Genomic DNA, 23877 nt, shown 5'->3' with positions numbered 1-23877 from the left:
CTATGGCAACATTTACCCTATTACTTTCCCAACCACTTAGTGACGCTAATAACGTCATCAACCTGATGGGCTTTGCTCAGGCAGCCAGAATCGCTGGACACGATATTACCAGCGTGTTTTGTTATCAGGCCGGCACCGAATTTGCCAATCAGCTACAGGTATTACCGTCCGATGAGCCAAACATTCGTAAGCAACTGAAATCCTTTTGTCAGCAACATGGCATTGCGCTGGAAGTTTGCATCAGTGCGGCCAATCGCCGGGGCGTCATCAGCGATGAAGATGCCAGCGACAATGATTTAGCCCATCACAGTCTGGATCCGGATTTTGCACTGGTTGGTTTGGGTGAGTTAGCCCAGCATTTACAGCGCAGCGATCGGGTGGTGCAATTCTGATGAGTGCCAAACTTGCAATTTTACTCAATCAACCACCGCTGAGCAGTTGGTCGAATCAGGAAGGGTTAGATTTGGCGATGCTGTGTGCCAGTTTTGGTCAGGACGTAGCCTTGTTTTTTGTCGGTGATGGCGTCTGGCAGTTGTGCCCGGATATCAATCCCCAGTCTGCCGGGCGTAAAAACTTCCACAAGAGCCTCAAGGCCATGGAATTTTACGACATTGAGCATTTATATGTGTGCGAGCAATCTTTGGCCGAGCGCGGTATCGACGGGCAAAGTCTCGGGCTGGAAATCCAGTTACTCTCTCCTGCCCGTATCAGCCAGTTACTGGCCGATCACCCACAAGTGGTGAGGTTCTGATGCTGCATATAGTAAAATCCAGCCCATTCAGCGATTTGGCCCTGGAGCAGGCACTGTCGCGCATGCTCCCTCACGACAGTCTGTTACTGATTGGTGATGGCTGCTATGCACTTAGTCTCGGTGATAAATTATTCGACGGTATGGCCGACTGCGCGCGGGTGTGGGTGCTGCAAAGCGATGCACAGATGCGCGGCATCCAAATCGAAGGCAGTGGCGCCAGCAGCGCTGATTACGCCAAATTTGTCGAACTGACCCTTGAACAATCTAACGTGATTTCCTGGTAACCCTATGCAGTATTTTGTGGAATTTAACGGCCAATCTTTTGAAACCGATAAGCTCGGTTACCTCCTTGATCACACTCAATGGTCGCCGGAGCTTGGTACATATATGGCATCGCTGGATAACATCGAACTGGATGAGCAGCGCTGGGAAGTGATTAACTTTGTTCGCCACTTTTATCTGGAATTTGAAACCAGCCCGGCAATCCGTGCGCTGGTAAAAGCGATGGAAAAAAAATATGGCCCGGAAAAAGGCAATTCCCGCTATTTGTATAAGCTGTTTCCGCTTGGCCCAGCCAAGCTGGTGAGTAAGTACGCCGGCCTACCCAAACCGAAAAAATGCCTGTAAAAAAGCCCGCAATCGCGGGCTTTTTTGATTTTGTCTGACTTACGCCAGTATGTCGGCACCGGCCATATACGAGCGCAGCACCTCTGGAATGGTCACGCTACCATCGGCATTCTGGTAGTTTTCCAGAATAGCAACCAGAGTACGTCCGACCGCCAAACCTGAGCCATTTAAGGTATGCAGTAACTCAGGCTTACGCGTCTCGGGATTACGGAAACGGGCCTGCATCCGGCGCGCCTGAAAATCTCCCATATTTGAACATGAGGAAATTTCACGGTAGGTGTTTTGCGCCGGTAACCATACTTCCAAATCGTAGGTTTTACGTGAGCCAAAGCCCATATCACCACTACACAGCAACACTTTGCGATACGGTAAGCCCAATAACTGCAATACTTTTTCGGCGTGGCCGGTAAGTTCTTCCAGCGCCGCATCTGAGTCTTCAGGCTTAACCAACTGAACTAATTCAACTTTGTCGAACTGGTGCTGGCGGATCAAACCACGGGTATCGCGGCCATAAGACCCTGCTTCACTACGGAAACATGGCGTATGCGCGGTCATCTTAATAGGCAATTGCTCGGCTTCAACGATTTCATCACGAGCAAGGTTGGTCAGCGGTACTTCAGCCGTTGGGATCAGCGACAGGCTCTGCGCCTCCTCAGTGGCTGGCTTGGTATGGAACAGATCCTCACCAAACTTTGGCAACTGGCCGGTCCCGAACAGGCTATCGTGATTGACCAGATACGGAACATACATTTCCTGATAGCCATGCTCACCTGTGTGCAGATCCAGCATAAACTGCGACAATGCACGGTGCAGACGCGCCATTTGGCCACGCATCACTACAAAGCGTGAACCGGTTAACTTGGCCGCGGCTTCAAAATCCAGACCATTGTGTAAACCCGCAGCGACATCAACGTGGTCTTTGACCTCGAAATCAAACGTCCGCGGCTCGCCGAAGCGCAATACTTCCAGGTTATCATTTTCGTCTTTGCCAACCGGCACGCTGTCGTCCTGCAGGTTAGGAATACCGGCAGAGAGTTCAGCAATAGTATCTAACAGGGTTTTGAGTTCAGCTTTAGCCGCATCCAGATCTTCACCCAGCTTACCCACTTCCGCTAACAGCGGCGCGATGTCCTGGCCGGCGGCTTTCGCCTGACCAATAGACTTAGAACGAACGTTACGTTCATTCTGCAGGGCTTCGGTGCGTACCTGTAATTCTTTACGCTGCTCTTCCAGTGCACGGAATTGCGCCACATCCAGTTTAAAGCCACGCTGCGCCAGTTTGTCGGCGGCGTAATCCAACTCTGCGCGAAGGAATTTAGGATCTAACATGTAGAAAATGTACCTTGTCGTTATCGATTATTTATGTGCAATCATTTGCATGCCTAACCAGGCGGCAAGCAGGCAGCAACCGAGATTGAGCGCAACATTCAGGCCGCTCTTCACCCAATGGCCCTGTTGCATGAGCAACAAGGTATCCATCGAGAAAGTAGAAAACGTGGTGAGTGCGCCGAGAAAGCCAATCGCCAACAGCGACCGCCACGGCCCAACCGCGACCTGCCCTTGCTCAATCAGGGCGTAAATCAGGCCGAGCAAAAATGACCCGGCAATATTGACGATTAGTGTACCAAAAGGAAAGCCCTTCCCAAACCAGGTAATCGCGATCTGATTAACGAAAAATCGCAAACAGGCTCCGCTAGCACCACCGATGGCAATATACAGGTAGGTCATGCTAGGACTCATAACGCTTGTGCTCACTTTGTTGGTCTAATCCACGTAAATAGTCCAGCTTGGCTTTAATTTGTTTTTCTAAGCCGCGTTCGCTGGGTTGGTAATAGTTTTTATGTCGTATTTCACGGGGCAAATAGACTTCACCGGCTGCAAACGCCCCCGGTTCGTCGTGGGCGTAGCGATAACCTTCACCGTGGCCCATTTCCTTGAGCAATTGGGTTGGCGCATTACGCAGATGCAGCGGCACCTCGTAATCCGGCAAACTGGCAGCATCGGCACGGGCCTGGTTAAACGCTTTATATACGGCGTTACTCTTGGCGGCTGCCGCACAGTACAGCAGGGCCTGTGCGATGGCTCGCTCGCCCTCCGCCGGCCCAACCCGCTGGAAAATATCCCAGGCATTGAGGGTAATTTGCAAAGCACGGGGATCGGCATTACCAATATCTTCACTGGCAATGGCCAACAAACGGCGCGCTACCACAAGCGGGTCACCGCCGCCTTGTAAAATACGCGCATACCAATACAGCGCTCCATCTGCCGACGAGCCGCGTACAGATTTGTGCAAGGCGGACAGCATGTCGTAAAACTTATCGCCGCCTTTATCAAACTGACTGGTTTTATCCCCTACGGCTTGTTTTACCGCATCCACATCAATGCGCTGTTCACCGGCAAAATCATGAGTAATTTCGAGAAAATTCAGTAACCTGCGCGCATCCCCGCCACTGAGGCCAATCAACATGTTGCGCGCTTCGGCATCAATCTCGATGGGCTTTTCACCCAGTCCACGCTCGGCATCGCTTAACGCGGTGTCCAAAATCCCCTGCAAATCTTCTTCACTGAGGCTTTTCAGCACGTAGACCCGGCAACGGGACAACAACGCGTTGTTTAATTCGAACGACGGATTCTCGGTGGTGGCGCCAATAAAGGTCACCGTGCCGTCTTCAATAAACGGCAAAAAGGCATCCTGTTGCGCCTTGTTAAAGCGGTGGACTTCATCCACGAACAGGATAGTTTGCCGGCCTTTTTGTTCGGCATGAAATTTGGCGTTTTCGATAGCGCTGCGGATTTCCTTCACCCCGGAGGTGACCGCAGAAATACGTTCCAGATGCGCGCGGGAATGCTTGGCCACCAGTTCCGCCAGCGTGGTTTTACCCGTACCGGGCGGCCCCCACAAAATCATCGAATGGGCGCGGCCATCGCTGATGGCCTGATACAAGGGCTTACCGGGTGCAATAATATGGCGCTGACCAAAATACTGGTCGATTTGTTGCGGGCGCATACGCGCCGCTAATGGCGCGAATTTATTTGCCTGTGGCTCAAAGCCCGGTAGCTGCATGGCGCTGATCGTCCAGTTCAAAGCCATCTGGCATAGAGAAGATAAACAACTGCTGATTTAACGGTTGGTTCACCTTGATATTGCTGAATGATAATTCACTCTGCTGTTGCTGACGGTCCAAGATACGCATTTTACTCAGTAGCGCACCATCAAAATAAAACACCAGACGCTGCACATGGCTTTGTTCATCACTGGCATCAACCTGAAACCCGCCATCTGCCAGGGTGATGGTAAATTGCTCCCAGGCTGGGTTATTCGGATCAGTCATCAGCACAATGGGATTATTATCCACTGCACCTGCCTGCTCCATGGCGGTAACTTGCTCAGCAAACGGATCCACCAACCACAAGCTGTCGCCATCGGCAATTAGCGTCGACTCGTCTGGCAAGGTCACTTCCCAGCGTAACTTATTCGGTTGGCTGACATAAAAATGGCCGGAGGTGGTTTGCAACAAATGTTGCTGGGCATCAAACACCTGCTGGCTAAACTCGGCCTGCATAGAATGAATCGCCTGTAATTTGGCTTTGAGTTCTTCTTTGGGGGTCGCCGCACTTAGCAGTGGGCTGACCAGCAATAACGCTACTAACCAGTTCTTCACTAATTTATCCTATCTTGCGCTCACACCGGTGGCGGAGCCAGTACTTCACGGGAGCCATTGTGGCCCGGTGCAGATACGACGCCACTTTGCTCCATTTGTTCCACTATGCGTGCCGCGCGGTTATAGCCGATACGGAATTGACGCTGCACCAACGACACCGACACTTTGCGGCCTTTGGTTACAAACGCCACGGCTTCATCGTACAGGGCATCTGATTCTGCATCATCGCCCTCGGCGGCTTCACCCGGCAGCAGAATATCGGCAGTGGCTTCTCCATTTAAAATTTCATCAATATATTGTGGCGCACCGCGTTTTTTCCAGTCATTCACTACCGCATGAACTTCGTGATCATCCACAAACGCGCCGTGCACACGGGTCGGCACACTGGTACCCGGTGGCATATACAGCATGTCACCCTGACCCAACAAGGCTTCGGCGCCCTGCTGATCCAAAATGGTACGCGAGTCAATTTTCGACGATACCTGGAAGGCGATTCGGGTTGGTATGTTAGCCTTGATAAGACCGGTAATGACGTCAACCGAGGGTCGCTGAGTGGCCAGCACCAGGTGAATACCCGCAGCCCGCGCTTTTTGTGCGATACGGGCAATCAGTTCTTCAACCTTTTTACCGACGATCATCATCATGTCGGCGAACTCATCTACCACCACTACGATAGCTGGCAGCTTTTCCAGATCCGGTGCTTCTTCCAGCATGCTGTCTTCTGAGCGCCACAATGGATCTTTAATTGGTTTACCGTCTGCAATGGCTTGCAGCACCTTGGCATTAAACCCTTTAAGGTTACGTACGCCCAACGCAGACATCAGGCGATAACGACGTTCCATTTCACCCACACACCAACGCAGTGCATTGGCCGCTTCTTTCATGTCGGTGACCACTTCGGCGAGCAAATGCGGGATGCCTTCATACACAGAAAGCTCAAGCATTTTCGGGTCGATCATTATCAGGCGCACATCTTCTGGCGTCGACTTGTACAGCAAGCTCAGGATCATCACGTTGACCCCTACGGACTTACCTGAGCCAGTCGTACCGGCGACCAGTAAGTGCGGCATTTTGGCCAGATCAACCACCACCGGCTTACCACCGATATCTTTACCTAACACCATGGTCAGAGATGACGGGTTATCCTGAAACGCGCTGCAACCCAGCACCTCAGACAAACGCACCATTTCACGGTGTTTATTTGGCAGTTCCAGACCGATGACCGACTTGCCCGGAATGACTTCCACTACCCGCACCGAAATCGCCGAGAGTGCGCGGGCTAAGTCTTTGGATAAGCCAGAAATTTTGGAGACTTTAACACCCGGTGCCAGGTCCAGCTCAAAACGGGTAATCACCGGCCCCGGATAGACGCCAACAACTTGTGCGTCGATATTAAAATCAGCCAGTTTTTCTTCTACCAGGCGGGATACGGCCTGTAACTCTTCTTCCGAAATCGGGTTTTCTACTTTATCGGCGCGATCCAACAGTTCCAGTGTTGGCATGGGGGATGAGGCGCGGTATGCGGCTAACTCTTCATCGCTCATATCCGGTTCAACTACCGGTTCAGGCGCTTTGGCGCGCACAATCTTGGGTTTACTGCGGGTGATGGCTGGCTCGTCTAAATCAAACGGTGGCTCATCTAATTCGTCATCAAATGACGGCTCCATACGCACCGTGGTGATATCCACCATACTGGACTCTTCGGTGACTTTGGTTGGCGCTGGCCGGGCATCGCCGATAGAGGCGGTTTTGTTGGTACGCATATCGGCCAAACGCGGGATATTCAGCGCGCCGACCGCTTTGGGCGCACAATAGGCCCACTTAGACAGTTTAATCGTCCATAAACCGGTTAAATCCACCACGCTCAGCCAACTGATCCCGGTCAGCAGCGTAAAGCCGGTGGTAAACAACACCAGCAACAGTAAATTGGAACCAGCCACATTAAACACCGGCAACAGGGTGCTGGATAACACATCACCGACGAAACCGCCGGCAGGGAAAGCAAAATCATCAATATTCAGGCTGGCGATCCCGCAGCTTCCCAGTAGCAACAAAATAATGCCAATCACACGTAAGGAAATGGTCAGGTAGTCCAGATCCAGCACGCTTTTCATTTGTTTAAACAGGAACCAGCCCAGCAAGGCTGCCAGAAAAGGAAAGACCCACGCGACGTAGCCAAAACTAAACTGCAGGATATCGGCGATCCAGGCGCCAGCTGCGCCCGCAGCATTGGTAACGGCTACACCCTGCCCTGTTTGTGACCAGCTTGGATCGGCCGGGTCAAAGGTAAAAATAGCCAGCAGCAGGAATATGGCGAAGGCACTGGTTAGAATCATGCCCACTTCCAAAATCCGTTGGAGTCCTGTTAATCGCGCCATAGAAAATTATCGTTATAGTTTTTACATCTCAAGACCGCATAAGATACCAGTTGGTGCCCGCCATGCCTACCCATCGCGACCACTGATTCAGCTGGATTTCAGGTTTATGCGAATTTTATCGTGATGTTTGTATTCATCCATAACTACATAAGAGCGGGATTCACTGATCCCCGGCAACTTAAGCAAGGTGTCACCCAGTAATTTGCGGTAGGTAGACATATCGGCCACCCGCGCTTTTAGCAGGAAATCAAAGTTACCAGAGACCAGATGGCATTCCTGTATTTCATCCAGCAAGCTGACCGCTCTGGCAAACTTATCAAAGATATCCGGTTCGCGACTGAGGGTGATTTCCACAAATACCAGCATAGAGGCGCCTAATAACTGTGGATTCAAAATCGCCCGATAACCTGTGATATAGCCTTGTTGTTCCAGACGACGCACCCGCTCCAGACAAGGAGTAGGACTTAAGCCCACCCGCTTGGATAACTCTACGTTGGATAAACGGCCATCCTGCTGTAATTCATTCAGAATATTGCGGTCAATGCGATCCAGGTGTTTTGGCGTTTTGACTAACATTTTCTTTTTAACTACCAATTAACATTTAGACAGGATTATATCCTGCCAAATTCATAAATACACAATTAATGTCTGTCAAACCTTGCGTATACTCTGCGCTTTATTCTGTACCCAACCAAATCAGGGGATAAATATGTTAATCGGTGTACCAAAAGAGATTAAAAACCATGAGTACCGCATCGGTTTGACGCCAGCGGCAGTTAAAGAATATGTGACCCACGGCCATCAGGTGATGGTGCAAACCAATGGCGGTGCGGCTATCGGTTTTACTGATGAACAGTACATCGCTGCCGGCGCGCAGATTGTCGATAGCGCTGAGAAAATCTTCGCCGAAGCAGACATGATCGTGAAGGTGAAAGAGCCACAGCCAAACGAATGTAAAATGCTGCGTAAAGGCCAGACCCTTTACACTTACCTGCACCTTGCCCCTGATCCACAACAGACCGAATTACTGATTGCCTCTGGCGCAACCTGTATCGCGTATGAAACGGTAACCGATGCCCGTGGTGGTTTACCTTTGTTAGCGCCGATGAGTGAAGTGGCAGGCCGCATGTCGATTCAAGCCGGTGCCCACTACTTAGAAAAAGCCCATGGGGGCTCTGGTACCCTGCTAGGTGGTGTGCCGGGCGTAGCGCCAGGTAAAGTGCTGGTTGTCGGTGGTGGTGTGGTAGGTACCCATGCGGCCAAAATGGCTGTAGGTCTGGGTGCAGAAGTCACTATTCTGGACCGCTCCATTCCGCGTTTACGTGAATTGGATGATATTTTCCGCGGCACAGTTAAAACCGTTTATTCAACGGTCGATGCTATCGAGCACTATTCCGAGCGTGCCGACTTAGTTGTTGGTGCAGTACTGATCCCAGGCGCGGCGGCACCAAAACTGCTGACTCGTGAACATATCCGTAACATGAAAGAAGGTTCTGTGGTGGTCGATGTGGCCATCGATCAGGGCGGCTGTTTCGAAACATCCCGTGCTACCACACACCAGGATCCGGTTTATGTGATCGATAACGTGGTGCATTACTGTGTGGCTAACATGCCAGGTGGTGTGGCGCGTACCTCAACCATGGCACTGAACAACGCCACCCTGCCATTTGGCTTGGCATTGGCCAACAAAGGTCCGAAACAAGCTATGCTGGATGACGTTCACCTGTTAAATGGTCTGAACGTGCATGAAGGTAAAGTCACTTATAAAGCCGTTGTTGACGCACTGGGCAAACAGCTGGGTCTGACCTACACCGATGCGCGCACCGCACTGGGTGCATAATTGCTGATATATCTATAAAAGGCGCCATTTGGCGCCTTTTTCGTTAGTGGATCAGGATAAGCGTGGTACCGATAACGGTCAGGGCCGCACCTGCCCACGCTCCGAAGCCGGGCGCACGTTTATATGCCAGCCATAGCAGGGGTAAAACAATCACCGGACTGACAGACGACAGCATCGCCACCAATCCCACATCACCATAGCGCAGTGCCTGCAGAATCAACGTCATGCCCAATACCATGGACAAAGCCGCATTGCCGGCGGTAAGCAAGAACACCCTGCGGTTCATGGGTAAATAGGCTTTTGCGGCCCGCACACCCACAACAAATAAAATCTGATGTAATACAAATGCCGTGGTCATACGCACGGCAGACGCAGCAACCGGGTCAACGCCCTCCTGCATAACGGGCTTTAGCATCAGGGTCGCCACCGCCTGACATAAGGCCGACAGCAAACCAAGTGCCACACCACTTTTCCAGTTTGCCGGCGTAGATTCCCAATCGTGTAACTCGGCTTTTCGCTTGCCAAATAAAATCGCGATCATGACACCGGCAATAAGCAAACCACAGCCAATAAGCGTCCAGCCCAGCAGGATTTCTCCAAACACAAAATACGCCAGTATCACCGAGAACAAACTATGCGTGGCAAACAACACACCGGCACGGCGCGGACCGAGACGATTCATTGAGGCAAACAAGGCGGTATCACCAATAAAAATGCCAATGACGCCAGAGAGCAATAATACCCAAATCGAATCAACTGCCAGGCTGTGCCAACCGCCGCTAAACAATGCAATTGTCCATAGCATCACGCTGGCACTGAGCATACGCCAGCGTGTAAAAGTAAATGCGCCAAGATGCGTGGAGGCTTTAGCGGACATCAAACTGCCAACGGCCCAGCAAGTGGCAGCGGCAAGGGCAAACAATTCGTAATTCACGGAGACAGACATCAACAAACCAGGGTTGAATTATATCGCTGAGCGATGATTTTCAGGCAAAAAAAACGGCGTATCACACGCCGTTTACAGAGTTTTTGGACAACTTAAAAGGTGAACCAGCAGGTTTGCCACCACACCAGGAATTCTTCGAAGTCGATATAGCCATCGCCATTTTCATCTAAATCGCGAAAAGCTTCTTCTACTGCGCTGGCTTTGGTTTTGGGTGCCAGCACAGTCAGTAATTCGATAAATTCCACCAAATCAATCTGGCCATTGCCATCTTTATCAAAGAAATCAAACTCTTGGCGGATTTGCTCAATATTTTCGTTACTCAATGCCTGCTCAGACATACTTCCTCTCCTTCACAAGGTTTGCGACACGTTATCCTTAAAACAACGCGCCGTCTATCTACCACAGGTCTAACCGCTTTAAATTTCGCCAGCACATATAAAAAAACCGGCCAATAAGCCGGTTTTTTCGTTAATTAAATCAACTAGATATTGGTTTTACCCATGGCGGCACGGCGTGCACGGCGATCCGCAGCTTTTTGCTGGCGGCGCAATTTCATGGTTTTACGTGCTTCAGTGCCAACGTGCTCTTCGTTGCGCTCTTTGGCCAGTTGCACCTGCTTTTCACGCTCACGGAAACGGGCAATTTGCTCGTCGGAGTGGGTGCCATGGCATTTCGGGCAGCTGACACCACTTTCAAACAGTGGCGACAATTTGTCTTCCTCTGTAATCGGCAAACGGCAGGCGTAGCACTGATCGAAGTGGCTGCGCTCTAAATCGTGGTTTACTGCCACGCGGTTATCGAACACGAAACAGTCGCCTTCCCACAGGCTTTCTTCTTTTGGCACGTCTTCCAGATATTGCAGAATGCCGCCTTCTAAGTGGTATACCTCTTCAAAACCCAGCTCTTTCATGTAGGCAGTCGATTTTTCGCAGCGAATACCACCAGTACAGAACATGGCGACTTTCTTGTGTTTCGCCGGATCCATGTTTTTCGCAACGTATTCAGGGAATTCGCGGAAAGTTTTGGTTTTCGGGTCGATGGCGTGCTTAAACGTACCGATTTCAATCTCATAATCGTTACGCGTATCGATAGTCACCACATCTGGATCGGAGATCAACGCATTCCAGTCTTTGGGCTTCACATAGGTGCCCACAGATTTACGTGGATCAATCCCTTCCACACCCAATGTCACGATCTCTTTTTTCAGCTTGACCTTAGTGCGATGAAACGGCTGAGTTTCATCGAAAGAAATTTTATAGGAAATCGGATTCATGCGCGCGTCGGCGTTTAGCCAGGCCAATAGCGCATCGATGCCTTCCCGGGTGCCGGATACGGTGCCATTGATACCTTCTAACGCAAGCAATAAAGTGCCTTTGATGCCATGTTGTTCCATGGTATCCAGCAGTGGCTGACGAATAGCTTCGAAGTCTTCTAAGGTGACGAATTTATATAAAGCACAAACAACGTACTTTGACATTGGGGGTTCTCCTGCAAAGGCGGATCGCAAATCCGCGGCATTCAAAATAAGATTGTGGACTGCGGGGATACCCCTACAGCGGGCGCGGATAATACATAATCCCGCGCCGCTGTTCAAGCTAGCAGCACTTACCCCAATGACGCTGCCGGGTGGCTTTGCCTATGCCGGGATTAAAGCTGTTGGTTGGATCCAGCGTCTGGTAAAACGCTTTTACCTCCTCGCTGGCCGGGTACAAGTGCCCAAAGTTATGTTCTGCGGGGTAACGGGCACCTCGTTCTTCAAGCAACGCCAGCAATGCCTGTTTTATTGCCTCTACGTCTTCGCCCTTTTTCACCAGATAATCCTGATGGAATACATGACAGAAAAAATGCCCGTAATACAGGGGTTGGATAAGTTTGTCGGTCAGTTGTGGCGGCAATTGCTCAAACCAGTGGTGGCAGTTTCGCGGCAGGGCAATATCCAGCGCCAGCACGTCTTCACATTCATGGCTATGCATTTGCTGATAACGAATGGCGGCGCCAGCCACGGCAAAACGATGCAATAAGGCTTTGCTGGTCTCATTGGCATTGAGGGTCAGGCATTTACCCGCTTCGCGCGCAAAGAAATCCGTCGCAAACGCGGCAAATTCGGAGATACCTTCATCCGCCATTTTTATGATCAGATGATGTTCGAATTCGCTGGCCATACTGAGCAACCGTGCCGGTAAATGCTCTGGTAATACACAACTGCCCCACTGCATGAGTTTGTCCGGCAAATTGGTCAGGCCAAGCTGATTGAACCAACCGGTAAACTTACCTTTTTGCGCAAACAAAGCTGGCATACTGTCGGTGCCCAGGCGCTCAATCGCCACAAAGGTGTCTTTGCCGTAGCGCCGTGCCAGATTAAACGCATCCCGATGAATATATTCGCCGTACACTGGCAGGGTATTAAATTGGGTTAACACCGCCTGGCGCAGACGGGTAAACACTGCGGGATCATTGCAGCCCAGATAAAAAGCCTGTTGTTTGGCGGGCTTTGCAAAGGTATCCAACCGCACTGCGAACACCGCCAGTTTACCTGCACACCCACTGGCCTCATATAAGCGACGGGGATCGGCGTTAAAACGAGCCGGGGTATCTGACTCTGTGTCGCGCAGACGCTGACAATACTCCCGATCCGACGCCATTTTGTCCGGCTCATGCACTAACGCCTGCCAATCCAGTTTACCCTGCTGTAATGCGCCCAACTGGGCGTCAGGATCACCGGCTAAAGGAATGCCCAGATGGTTAACCAGCTTTAATTCACCGTCCGCGTCAATTTGTGCATACAGCGCATAATGGGTGAACGCCGGACCACGCTGAATTAGCGCACCGCCGGAGTTATTGGCTATCCCGCCAATCACCGAGGCGCCAAGACAACTGGAGCCGATCACCGAATGTGGCTCGCGATCGTAAGGAGCCAGCGCTTTTTCCAGTTGATGCAAACTGCTGCCTGCCAACGCGATGACCGTTTGTTTATCCGGCGACAAATGCAAACCGCCCAATTTATTGGTGTTAATAATCACCACCGGGCGCTGATAATCATTGCCACTGGGTGTCGAACCTTCGGTCAGACCGGTATTGGCGGCCTGCATAATAATCACAGCCTGGTGCGCGACACACACCTGTAATACGCGCCAATATGCCTTTAACGAGGTCGGTAGTACCACTGCGTCGGCATGGCCCTCTCCAGAGCGGTAACCGCGACGATAATAACGGGTGCGGCGCTCACCGCTTAACACCTGCGTGGTACCCGCGGCTTGCTGTAATTCAAGCAATAATTGGCTCATTAAATCGGTGACCCCGGCGGCAATGGTTTGGTTTTTAACTGACTCGCCCATTCGCCACCAGCGGCAAATTGCGCCAGCCAACTTGCCATCAGACGGCCATTGCTATCACGTCTGAAGCTAAGCTTAGGCGCGATGTTAGTCAACGATGCCACGATAGCCGCCTGGATTTCCGGATTTACCTCGCTGTTACGCGCCGTTTGCAGCAATTTATCCAGCACCACTAACTGAATACGCTGTGCAATGTCATCATTGGCGACCACCAGCACATAACGGGTGATCAAGCTTTCGAGCAACTGTTGTGTTGACCAGTCGCCACTATGTTGCAGCGCGACGCGGTTTAGTCGCGCCGGCGTTAACAACCAGTCCAGCGTATAGGCCGCAGTACTTTCTGCCATCGCCAGCGGGTCAAATGCCACACCGGTGCGCGCGGCAAAACTCTCGCGATTGCGACTCTCACCGTAGGCTTTAGGTAGTAACAACCCATTCAGATGCGCTGGCAAGCGTAATAACGTCGGATCTAATGTTTGTAACAATGCCTCAAATGCGCGGCGTTGCTGCGCAGCCTCCACCGGGCGAACAGCGGGCTCGGTGGCATCACCTTTGACACTGTACTGATAGTGAATACCGCCAATTTGGCGTGCCACCGCGTCCAACTGGTAACGGTGTAATAAATAAATCGGCACCAGCGCCTGTTCCAGCTCAGACACTGACGTACCTTGCGGCAAGGTATCCAAGCTCAGTTTTTGCAGCGCAAGACGTCGCACCGCCAACAGATGCTCAAATTCCGTTACCGCATCACTGCCGTTGTCCCACAAATGACCGTCAGCATTCGCAGCGGCCATACCGCGGGCGTCGGGATCCGACATATACAACATACCCTGCTGCTGTGTTTGTTTGACCAGCGCGAGTAAGTTTTCCCCTTCTTTTTCAGGCGCGGCGTAATCCTGATAACCATAGCTAATCACGTATTTATCCCACTCGCCGATACCGACGGCATAGGCATCACTAAGATCAATGTCGCCGTTTTTAAGGGTGATTTTCGGATGGGGATAATCCATCACAGAGGCACGGTCGTTCTGACTGGCGGCGAAATTGTGGGCAATCCCCAACGTATGGCCGACTTCATGGGCAGCAAGCTGACGAATTCGTGCAAGCGCCATTGCCTGCTGAGCCTCGGTACTGGCCTGTGGCGAGTCAAACGGACTGGTCAGTCCCAAGGCAATGAGATAATCCTGCCGTACCCGCAAAGAGCCAAGCGTTACGTGGCCCTTAATGATTTCACCCGTGCGCGGATCGATCACCGAACTGCCATAACTCCAGCCACGGGTTGCACGATGCACCCATTGAATCACGTTATAGCGCACGTCCATGGGATCGGCGCCTTCCGGTAATACCCGCACTTCAAAGGCGCCATCGTAACCGGCAGCACTGAAAGCCTGATCCCACCAGGATGCCCCCTCTTGCAGGGCGGACATAACGGGTTCAGGAATACCGGGATCCAGATAGTAAACAATCGGCTCTACCGGTTTAGAGCGCTGTGCACCGGGATCCTGCTTATATAGTCGATGTCGGGGAATAACTCGTTGCTGGATGGGTTGGTCAATCGCCGTGGCATAGTCCTGCCAACTGATTTTCCAGTACCCTGAATAAGGATGAAATGCCCGAGGCTGATAACCATCGTCCGGTAAGCGAATAAAGCTATGGTGCAGGTGTACAGTCAGTGCATCCGCATCGGGCGTTACCTGCTGAATGTAGTCGCCTTTCCCCTGCCCTTTAAATGTCACCAGCGCTTCCAACTCTGTGTTGTCCACAAAGGCTTTGGTCCGTGGCAAAAACACCCCACTGCGGGACTTATCCAGGCTAAAGCTTCCTTGTCCACTGGCATTCAAACGTTTGGCAATCCCATGGATATCTGACAGCAAAAAGTCGGTGTAATCCACCAGCAATTTACCATCCTGCTCGGCTACGATGGGTAAACCTGCCAGTACCGAACTGGCAAAGGCTTCAGCAATGCTATTTTGTTCGGCAGGATTATCGCTGTCGGCGCGATATTGGGTATTCAATTGTTTGAGCAAGACGTTGGCGCCGAACCGTTCAAACTGCACCAGACGGGTGTCACCCAATTGCCCGCGATCCAAGCCGATATCGTTAGAGCCGACGCCACGCGGCAGACTGCTCTGGAACAGCATAGGATGGTCTAATTCCGGGATCTGCAAATACACCTTGCCATTGCTTTGGCTGTAATACAGTGAGGCAAAACCGCTTATTGGCTGTAAGTCTTTAGTGAATGTGGCGATATCGGGCGTAGAAGCCATCGCAATGGATTGAGCCAACAGGCTGACGGTGAAAAGAGTGGCGCGCATACAGATCCCCTGTTTTTGATTACCTTACCACTGCTGTTTCATGGTTCAATAGTCCCGTTATCAGGTATTTTCGCTTTTTCAACGACTTAGAGGCCTTTGTGAGCTTAGCAACCTTGTCGCTGCTGGATATCAGCATACTACTGGCTGTGGCATTTTTGGTGGGTATGGCCAAAGCAGGCATCAATGGGACAACATTATTCTATGTCCCGCTGTTGGCCCTGCTATTCGGCGGACGCCAATCTACCGGTCTGTTGTTACCCATCCTTATCATGGCGGACTTCTTTGCCGTGCGGCATTACCACCAGCACGCGAACTGGCATTATTTGCTCAAGTTGTTTCCTTCTGCGGCCCTGGGCGTGGTGTTAGGAACCTGGCTGGGCGATCACATCGACGATCAGCGCTTTATGCAAATCATGGCGTTGATCGTATTTGCCAGTGTTGCGCTGATGCTGTGGCTGGAGAAAAACAAGCGCCTCATCCCAGACTACACCTGGTTTGCCTTGTTAATGGGGACCTTGGGTGGATTCACCACTATGGTTGGTAATCTGGCTGGCACTGTGATGGCCGTTTACTTCCTGTCGATGCGATTACCCAAAAACGTCTTTATTGGCACCGCCGCCTGGTTTTTTCTGGTAATTAACTGGTTTAAGGTTCCATTTCACATTTGGGTGTGGGAAAGCATCGACTGGGATACGCTGCTTATCAGCGCACTGGGCCTACCTATGGTGATCCTCGGCGTGTATGTTGGCATTTGGGTAGTGAGCAAAATCTCCGATATACACTACCGGCGTTTTATCATCGCCATGACCCTGATTGCCGCGACGGGGCTGTTGCTGCGCTAAGCCAAAAATATCCTTCAGCATTCACGTGCTAAAGCGCGTTCCCTCTCCTATGCTCAGATAATTGCAGGGTGATGCTTTGCCCCTGCGCCATTAACTGCATCAGGGATGAAACCTATGAACGTCACTCGTAACCTGTCATTTAAACGCACGCTTTTGTTAACCGCATTGTTCAGTCTGGGTGTCAGCCCCAGCCTGCAGGCAAAACTCATCGCCAAGTCCAGCGGCAATTCCGACAGCGGTAATGGCGATAGTTATCAGGTATATGTGGTCAACCCAACTGAATTGACTGGTTACGCCCCCGAAAACAATCAAAACGGCATACTGGCTCAATCACAAATGCTCTACTCTGCTCCTTATTTTGCTTATGAAATCAACCCGATATTCGCCACGCCCTATGACGATTGCGGTCCCGCGGTATGGTTTTATGATGACCAGGGCAATGCGGTCTACACATCAGAAAGTGAGTGTGCCTATGAGTTTGAGGTGGGAGAAGATATCTTAATTCAGGGCCGCAGCCTGACATTCGACAGCGAGGCATTCACCACTTATTACAACGTGGGCATTCTTGACAGTAACAATATCGTCGTACAAACCCAGTCCTATCTGGTCGAGAACGGTATATTTGAGAGCCTGTTCCGTTGGGACGATATGATGTTAGATCCAGGGGAATACTCAGTATTCGTCTCACTGGAGCTGCGCGCGGATAAACTGGAAAACTACACGAAATTCGCCACTATTGACCCTATCGGTGAGATCTCTGACGACAATAATGAAACCTTCTACAGTGTGAGATGGTTAACGGACGTTAATGGCACAGGTAATCGAGCGTCACTTTTTATTGTGCCTGCGACAGCAGCGAGTTTGCCCGTCTCGGAACCCTGGCCACTCGGGCTATGGTTACTGCCACTGGGTCTGTGGGGTTTGCAGCGCCGGTTACGGCGCTGACAGATAACCCCAGCGAACTGCCAGCTGGGTAAGCTTTTGTTTTTCAGCCTGTAACGCGACTTGCATCTGCTCCAAAGCCGTTTGTACGTCTGCGCGGGGCAAAATGGACTGCAATATCGGGTCATATAACACCCAGTCGGAACGCCAACCCAATTCCAATGCCCTAATCAGTGCGTCAGCGGCTTGTTGTTCCTGTCCCTTTAAGGCGGCAATCCGTGCCTGCAGATATTGTAGTTCTGAACTGTGCTGGCTCAGATAATTCCGCGATTGCACAAAATCCTCACACTGAGATAACCAGTATTGCCGTCTTTCAGAGGGGTCAAAGGCATAGGCCATTAATATTGCCGGATTACACCAGACGGGGTCAAAATAACCCGTCTGCTCAATGCTGCTATCCAACTCACGCAGCATTTCTTTGCCACGTTCACGCTCTCCCCACATAGATTCGTACCAGGCGGCTTCAAATTTAACCAGCGGCTCGTCCGGGTAGGCGGCGACATCGGCGCGCATGGTGTTCAGGGCCAGCTCATAGTTACCTGCCGCAATCGCCAGATTAACTGCATAATCGTTAGGATCGAGCAAGGAAGCCGCAGCCTGCGCCAAACCGGCCTCTAAAAACAAATTCGCCAGACTCTCGGTGTACTGCTCACTTTGCGGCGACAGCAGTAGTGCCCGATGCCAGTATTCGGCCGAATCACTTAAACGCCCCTGCACATAAAATGCAGCCGCCATGCCCCGATAACCCATGGGTGAGTCAGGATATTGCGCAATCATGTCAGTAAAGGTGCGTTGTGCCGCATCGTATTCGCCAGCCCTATACTGCACAGTGCCCCTGTTGATCAGTACCACCGTAGATAAGGGGTCGAGAGCGTAGGCCTTTTCTAAGCTGGCGACTGCATCCGGATAACGCCCCATTTGCTTGAGTAGCAAATAACGCCAGATGTAGGCGTCCGCAAAGCTGGGGTTAAGGTTGATGGCCTTATTGTAATTTGCCAGCGCAATGTCCTGCTGCCCGCGCATTTTTTCCAGCTCACCGAGCACGGCATAACTTTCCGCCAAGGTGGGGTCGCGCATTAAAGCGTTTTCTACCTGTTGTCTGGCTAATTGATTGGCGATATCGGGATCCATATCACCAAAACTGGTTGCGCCACGCGCCAACTGGCGTAATGCCTGCGCCAGACCCACATAGGCCGGCGCATATTCTTCATCAAATGCCAATGCTTGCTCAAAGTATTTACGTGCCTGCTTGATCGACTCAACCGTGCGCTCACGCAGGGCATGCCGGCCACGCAAATACATCAGGTACGCATCCGCTGCACCTGTAGCATTGGCTGAGGTTTTATCCTCCGTGACACTATCACCAAGGGCGTTACTGATTCCGCGGGCGATTTCCATTTGTAAGCGACTGAGATCTTTTAATTGGCGCTGATACTTTTGACTCCAGCGGGTTTTGCCACTCTGTGCATCAAGTAATGTTGCAGTAACGATCAATTTACTGCCCTCTGCGCGCACACTGCCTTCCAGAATCCCATTGACGCCTAACTTCCTGCCGATTTCGTCAGGTGGCGTGGTGTTATTGCGAAATTGGCGTGTAGAGCTCAATGCAGTTAACTGTAAATGGGTTTGCTGACCGAGATTAACGATCAATTCTTCGGCCAGCCCTTCTGCCATATAGCCGAGACTCTGATCCTGACTTAAATCCCGAAATACCATGATGGCCAACGTGGTGTCTTCAATAACTGGCGCATTGTCAGGCAGCAATTGTCGTTGATGCAACGCCTGAAAACTCACAATACTCAATGCAATTGCTGCCACACTAATCAGGGATAATCCCAGCCAGTGTCGGGTTGCCAACGGTTGCGGTAATTGTTCCTCACTGACTTTGGGGGTGCGACGCAAGCCCTGCGCTGTCCAGTCAAAAAACCAGGCAATATAAAGTGCAACGGGAAAGCCTGCACACAAAATGATAATCAGTAGCGTGAGTGTCCAGGGAGGCAAAGTAAATGCTGGTACAAGAATGGAACCGACCTGCACCAATAACCAGGCTGTGACGGTATACGGTGCCATCACAGTGATTACGCCGCGGCGTCGCAATTCACTAAACAGATTTTTCACAACCATCCCTGCAGTTTTTGCTTATTGTTAAAAAGCGTAGCTGGGATTTATAGAAGTAGGAAATAAGCGATTGAAATAACGAAGAAAAATGGCATCAACTCAGGAGTGAGCAGATGCCATTGAAATTAATGTAATGCTGCGGTTTGCGCCGGTGCACGGAATAGCGCATTGGCCACCATCACATTCAGGCCATCCAGATACGCGCGGAATGTGGGCTCCTGGGTAAACGCAATGACCATGCCTTTACCCACTGGTTGCTGCATCAGGTAGGGTTTAAACGCTAACTGTTCGCGGTTTTGTTGCCATAAATAGCCACTGGCTAACAAAGTATCCGCCTGGCTAAACCACGCCAGGTTCATGCCTGAATTAAGCTTGATTGGCGTGTAGATCTCGCTGCCCGCCACGACGCCTACCACCGTTGGGTTAACCCCGGCAGTTAACCAATGCTCCTGATCCACATCGATATTGGCCAGCACGCCGGCGACATGGTCTGGTGAACGTTGGTTTTTATCTACCTCAGTCAGCAGTTGTTGTTTGGAGGTGATAGTACTGCCTTTGACCATACTACCGTCTTCGGCGCTTTGTTCGGCTTCGTCTTTGATAGCGAACTCACGCTTTACATCCAGCAAACCATTTTGCGCATCGGCAATGTAACGGGTGCCACCTGAGAAGGTAACCAGCACCCCGCCCTGTTCGACCCAACCTTTCAGTTTATCGGCACCTGCCGTACCGAACACCCCGGCATAATAGCCGTTGGGTAAAATCAGTACCTGATAGCGACTCAGATCGGCGCGCATAAGATCGTCACTACGAATTGCCGTAACCGGATAGCCCATCTGACGTTCAATCACAAAACGTGTGTTACCTGCGCTGCTGGAATACGTCGGTTCATCCCAAGCGATGGCGATATTGGGCGTCACCAGTTGCGCCATGCCATTACTGCCAAAGCTGGGGCCATCGACCACCCAGCTGGAACTGACATTATCAATCAGCGCACCGCTTTGTGCTGCCAACTCAGTCAGCGTCGCACTCAGACTCTGGCTATTTTTTCCACGCTCGATAACCAGACTACCCGCCGGGTAACGTTTTCCACCATCCAGCGTAAATGCCTTATCCGCACTTTTTACCACTAAACCGGCACGCAACGCTGCGGTAAGAAAACGTACGGCGGACATATCACCCCAGGGCACAATATAAGCCACATCATCAGTGCTAGTGGCAAACTGCCCTTCAAGTGGATCTGTTGCACTCACCTGACGGGCTTGTACCGAGGGTTTATCGTCACAGCTCGCCACATCCAGATTAAACATCTTGGGCAGTGACCAGCCGGTGACATCATAGATTTCATCACTCAGATAGCGGGCGCGGCGGCGCTCCTGCTCTTTGATAAAGCCATCGTCCATATTGACCTGCGCCGTGAACGTGGTGGTGACAAACCGGCCACGGGGTTGCGCGGTATCAATAAAATACGCGCCGGCCGGATATTTCACCCCACAAGCAGAAAAATTGTCCGTGGCCTGATGCACCACCACACCATGCTCAGCCATCAATGTTGCTAAACGGTGGTTACCAGCGCGATCGCGGGTATTGGGTAGCAGATAGACCCGCTGTTTGGATTTTTTACCCAGCGCAATGCTGTCTGTCTGGTAATCGGCAAAATCCCGCAGCAGTTTGCTGCGCATGGTTGCTGTGGCTTCCACTGTGGACAATGACGCGACCACATGACGCTGCACTGAGTCCCGATAGGTATACAATTCGCCATTTTTACGACGAAAGATTTCTCCCCTTGCTGAGCCTACCTCGTAGGTAGATGCTGACGCCCCATAAAATGTCGGCCAACTGTCACCATAGCCCGGATAAAACGCATCAAAAATCTCACGGGTGAAATAATCAAAGCCGTATTGATCAAAATGTCGGCCATGGTTGCGACCAATCTGATTCATATTGGCGATTTGCGTGGCCGTCATATGTGGATTAAATGGCTCCGCCGCCGGCGCAAAATAATATGACTCGTCACCACCCATTTCGTGCAGGTCGATCACCACCAGCGGTTTGAAATGATTCAGCGCCGCGATGCGTCCTTTACTCTCTGGTTGGGTAATGGCCAGCCAGTCGCGGTTCATATCGAAAAGATAATGATTGGTCCGCCCGCTGGGCCAGGGTTCGTTATGCTCCGCACTGTAGCGATCGGCACTGTGCTCCAGCCCGACACTGGCGTAATAGCGACTGGTGAAGCGTTCACGACCATCCGGATTTTGCAATGGGTCGATAAACACTATGCTGTTATCCAGCACGGTGTTAACCAGCGCATCATCCTTGGCCGCCAATAAATGATAGGCGGTAAACATGGCCGCATCGGTACTGCTGATTTCGTTACCGTGAACCCCGTATGCCAGCCAGGTAGAGGCCGGCAGGTTGGCCAGTAAACGCTGTTTATCATCACGTTGCTGGCGCTCTGGACTGGCCAATAACTGCATGCTGGTGGCGAACTGGTCGAGCGTGGTTATCGCTTGTTCACGTCCAATGGCGGCGTAGATTAACGAGCGCCCTTCCCAGCTTTGCGCGTATTCGAAAACTTTGATTCTGCCCGGTGCAGCCTTTTCCAGCGCCTGAAAATAATGCAGCATCTGGCTATGGTTGGAAATTCGCTCACCTGGTGCATAGCCCAGCACCTGCTCAAAGCTAGGAATACTGGTGTCGTAAGTCGTTCCTTGCCACATGGGCGGTAACGCCTGTGCCAGCACAGAGGCACTCAACCAACTGCAACACAGCGCTAGAGATTTGATCAGTTTCACACATTTTCCCTGTCATTTTTTCGTGAACGTTAGCATGCGCGAAGTCGACGCATTTGATAAGCCACTTTTATCGGGAATCACAGGGTATTTGGCGAATTATTTGCAGAAAATATTTAAACGGCCGCCGCAGCGGCCGGTTTTCAGGCAGAACGCGGGATACGATCAAACAAGGTATAGAAATTATCTGTGGTCGCTTTGGCAAGCTCAGCCAATGTCATCTGGCGTAAATCTGCAATGTATTGCGCAACCTCTTTGACATACTTTGGCTGGTTTGGTTTACCGCGGTGCGGCATCGGTGCCAGCCAGGGCGAGTCTGTTTCTACCAGTAAACGCTCAAGGGGTAAGGCTTTAGCCACCTCTTTAAGCTCCTGCGCGGCTTTAAAGGTGACAATACCGGATAGGGAGATATAAAAACCCATATCGATAGCCGCCAGCGCCATGTCGAGACTCTCGGTAAAGCAGTGCAACACTCCTTTGGTATGTGGTGCTTTATGCTCCCGCAGTAGCGCCAGCGTATCCTCACGGGCATCGCGGGTATGAATAATCAGCGGTTTATTTAACTGATTAGCCACATGGATATGGTCGATAAAGCTGCTTTGCTGCACCGCTTTGGTTTCCGCGCTGTAATAGTAATCCAGTCCGGTTTCACCGATAGCGATGACTTTTTCGCTACTGGCAGCGTCTAACAATTGCGCACGGGTGCAGGCTTCGTCCTGATGCAGCGGGTGTACCCCGCAGGATGCAGAAACATTATTAAACGGCGCAATGGCCTGCAGCATAGGGGCAAAATCATTTAACGAGACGCATACACAGAGCATATGCTCGACACCAGTGGCACTGGCCTGCGCCACCACCTCTGCCAATTCTTCTGGGGTTTTATCCAATCGGTCTAAATGACAATGGGAATCAACTAACACAACATTCCTCAATTATTGGCTAAACGCCGGCTCACTGAGCAGGCGGGTTAATAATAATGTTTTATTGACACCCGCTTGCTGAAGCTGCTTTTGGGTGTGCAGGCACAACTGATAGGCGCTCCACAGGCTATCGGTTTGACCGCTATACATCGCGTGGTTTAACCAATACTGGCTAAAGCCACAAACTAACTCTGCCTGGTCCTGCCACTGGCTGGCTAACGCCAGGGGGCTTTGCTCGAAGCGCTGTAATTGCGTAAGCGCGCCGGCAAAATCGTCATAACGCAGACGTTTTTCATCTTCACACCAGGCCTTGGCACGTAGCGGTGCATTGGCGCAAAGTGCCAGTGTTTGCTCATCACAATTGACCTGCTGGGATGCCAGCCAGGCTAAGCCTTCCGCCAGTGGCGGCGGA

General features: G+C 51.4%; 22 protein-coding genes. 7 read left to right on the top strand and 15 right to left on the bottom strand.

Annotated elements, in window-relative coordinates; translation table 11 throughout:
- Positions 1-2 precede the first annotated feature (2 nt).
- Genes tusD through TK45_RS01980 form a run of 4 tightly spaced genes read left to right on the top strand, consistent with a single transcriptional unit; the run spans position 3 to position 1378 of the window.
- Positions 3-392 carry a sulfurtransferase complex subunit TusD gene (gene tusD / locus TK45_RS01995; protein WP_131256954.1) on the top strand — a complete coding sequence of 130 codons (390 nt, stop codon included), beginning with the start codon at positions 3-5 and terminating at the stop codon, positions 390-392.
- Entirely contained in the window at positions 392-751 is a 360-nt protein-coding gene (tusC, locus tag TK45_RS01990) for a sulfurtransferase complex subunit TusC (RefSeq protein WP_131256953.1), read from the top strand. The genes tusD and tusC overlap by 1 nt, the downstream gene beginning before the upstream one ends.
- Positions 751-1035 carry a sulfurtransferase complex subunit TusB gene (gene tusB / locus TK45_RS01985; protein WP_131256952.1) on the top strand — a complete coding sequence of 95 codons (285 nt, stop codon included), beginning with the start codon at positions 751-753 and terminating at the stop codon, positions 1033-1035. The genes tusC and tusB overlap by 1 nt, the downstream gene beginning before the upstream one ends.
- Before the next feature lie 4 nt (positions 1036-1039).
- A complete protein-coding gene (locus TK45_RS01980) occupies positions 1040-1378 on the top strand; it encodes a TusE/DsrC/DsvC family sulfur relay protein (protein ID WP_131256951.1) in 339 nt (112 codons plus the stop codon).
- Between the two features lie 39 nt (positions 1379-1417).
- Here TK45_RS01980 and serS read toward each other — a convergent pair whose 3' ends face one another.
- The 6 genes from serS to lrp all read right to left on the bottom strand — a co-directional run bounded on the left by serS (position 1418) and on the right by lrp (position 7994).
- On the bottom strand, positions 1418-2707 hold the full coding sequence (gene serS / locus TK45_RS01975) for a serine--tRNA ligase (RefSeq protein WP_131256950.1): 1290 nt from the start codon (positions 2705-2707) through the stop codon (positions 1418-1420).
- A 27-nt stretch (positions 2708-2734) separates the two neighbouring features.
- Positions 2735-3118, bottom strand: coding sequence for a fluoride efflux transporter CrcB (gene crcB / locus TK45_RS01970; protein ID WP_131256949.1), 384 nt, complete (start codon positions 3116-3118; stop codon positions 2735-2737).
- Positions 3108-4442, bottom strand: a complete 1335-nt coding sequence (locus TK45_RS01965) for a replication-associated recombination protein A (protein WP_131257055.1) — start codon at positions 4440-4442, stop codon at positions 3108-3110. The genes crcB and TK45_RS01965 overlap by 11 nt, the downstream gene beginning before the upstream one ends.
- Positions 4423-5040 (bottom strand): outer membrane lipoprotein chaperone LolA, encoded by a 618-nt coding sequence (gene lolA, locus TK45_RS01960; protein WP_131256948.1) that lies wholly within the window; start codon positions 5038-5040, stop codon positions 4423-4425. Before lolA ends, TK45_RS01965 begins: the two co-directional genes overlap by 20 nt.
- Positions 5041-5060: 20 nt before the next feature.
- Positions 5061-7418, bottom strand: a complete 2358-nt coding sequence (locus tag TK45_RS01955; protein ID WP_131256947.1) for a DNA translocase FtsK — start codon at positions 7416-7418, stop codon at positions 5061-5063.
- A gap of 87 nt (positions 7419-7505) precedes the next feature.
- The gene (gene lrp / locus TK45_RS01950) at positions 7506-7994 is read right to left on the bottom strand and encodes a leucine-responsive transcriptional regulator Lrp (RefSeq protein WP_131256946.1); all 489 of its coding nucleotides are present in this window, start codon (positions 7992-7994) and stop codon (positions 7506-7508) included.
- Between the two features lie 133 nt (positions 7995-8127).
- Between lrp and ald the strand changes: the two genes are divergently transcribed.
- Positions 8128-9258: an alanine dehydrogenase gene (gene ald, locus TK45_RS01945; RefSeq protein ID WP_131256945.1), complete on the top strand. Its 1131-nt coding sequence runs from the start codon at positions 8128-8130 to the stop codon at positions 9256-9258.
- A 43-nt stretch (positions 9259-9301) separates the two neighbouring features.
- On the opposite strand, the gene TK45_RS01940 is transcribed toward ald, so the two are convergent.
- The 5 genes from TK45_RS01940 to TK45_RS01920 form a co-directional block, all read right to left on the bottom strand.
- On the bottom strand, positions 9302-10204 hold the full coding sequence (locus TK45_RS01940) for a DMT family transporter (protein WP_131256944.1): 903 nt from the start codon (positions 10202-10204) through the stop codon (positions 9302-9304).
- 92 nt (positions 10205-10296) lie between these two features.
- The gene (locus tag TK45_RS01935; protein WP_131256943.1) at positions 10297-10542 is read right to left on the bottom strand and encodes an EF-hand domain-containing protein; all 246 of its coding nucleotides are present in this window, start codon (positions 10540-10542) and stop codon (positions 10297-10299) included.
- A 143-nt stretch (positions 10543-10685) separates the two neighbouring features.
- The gene (locus TK45_RS01930; protein ID WP_131256942.1) at positions 10686-11681 is read right to left on the bottom strand and encodes a rhodanese-related sulfurtransferase; all 996 of its coding nucleotides are present in this window, start codon (positions 11679-11681) and stop codon (positions 10686-10688) included.
- Positions 11682-11799: 118 nt separating this feature from the next.
- Positions 11800-13539, bottom strand: coding sequence for a D-lactate dehydrogenase (gene dld, locus TK45_RS01925; protein WP_254426516.1), 1740 nt, complete (start codon positions 13537-13539; stop codon positions 11800-11802).
- Complete coding sequence (locus TK45_RS01920) at positions 13488-15851, bottom strand: zinc-dependent metalloprotease (protein WP_131256941.1); 2364 nt, start codon at positions 15849-15851, stop codon at positions 13488-13490. Before TK45_RS01920 ends, dld begins: the two co-directional genes overlap by 52 nt.
- Before the next feature lie 98 nt (positions 15852-15949).
- Here TK45_RS01920 and TK45_RS01915 point away from each other — a divergent pair, with 98 nt between their 5' ends.
- Together TK45_RS01915 and TK45_RS01910 are read left to right on the top strand one after the other, a co-directional pair.
- Positions 15950-16693 carry a sulfite exporter TauE/SafE family protein gene (locus tag TK45_RS01915; RefSeq protein WP_254426515.1) on the top strand — a complete coding sequence of 248 codons (744 nt, stop codon included), beginning with the start codon at positions 15950-15952 and terminating at the stop codon, positions 16691-16693.
- 114 nt (positions 16694-16807) lie between these two features.
- Complete coding sequence (locus TK45_RS01910) at positions 16808-17638, top strand: hypothetical protein (RefSeq protein WP_131256940.1); 831 nt, start codon at positions 16808-16810, stop codon at positions 17636-17638.
- On the opposite strand, the gene TK45_RS01905 is transcribed toward TK45_RS01910, so the two are convergent.
- The 4 genes from TK45_RS01905 to TK45_RS16185 form a co-directional block, all read right to left on the bottom strand.
- The gene (locus tag TK45_RS01905; RefSeq protein WP_165490675.1) at positions 17627-19753 is read right to left on the bottom strand and encodes a tetratricopeptide repeat protein; all 2127 of its coding nucleotides are present in this window, start codon (positions 19751-19753) and stop codon (positions 17627-17629) included. The genes TK45_RS01910 and TK45_RS01905 overlap by 12 nt on opposite strands.
- A 125-nt stretch (positions 19754-19878) precedes the next feature.
- Complete coding sequence (locus tag TK45_RS01900; RefSeq protein WP_254426514.1) at positions 19879-22548, bottom strand: M14 family metallopeptidase; 2670 nt, start codon at positions 22546-22548, stop codon at positions 19879-19881.
- Positions 22549-22688: 140 nt separating this feature from the next.
- On the bottom strand, positions 22689-23465 hold the full coding sequence (locus tag TK45_RS01895) for a TatD family hydrolase (protein ID WP_131256938.1): 777 nt from the start codon (positions 23463-23465) through the stop codon (positions 22689-22691).
- 12 nt (positions 23466-23477) lie between these two features.
- On the bottom strand, positions 23478-23877 hold a 400-nt coding region (locus tag TK45_RS16185; RefSeq protein WP_217350797.1), incomplete at its 5' end, for a hypothetical protein.

Origin of the sequence: Bowmanella sp. JS7-9 (assembly GCF_004329715.1) — a bacterium.
In the GTDB taxonomy this organism is placed as follows: Bacteria; Pseudomonadota; Gammaproteobacteria; order Enterobacterales; family Alteromonadaceae; genus Pseudobowmanella; species Pseudobowmanella zhangzhouensis.
This window is presented reverse-complemented; position numbering and strand designations above follow the sequence as displayed.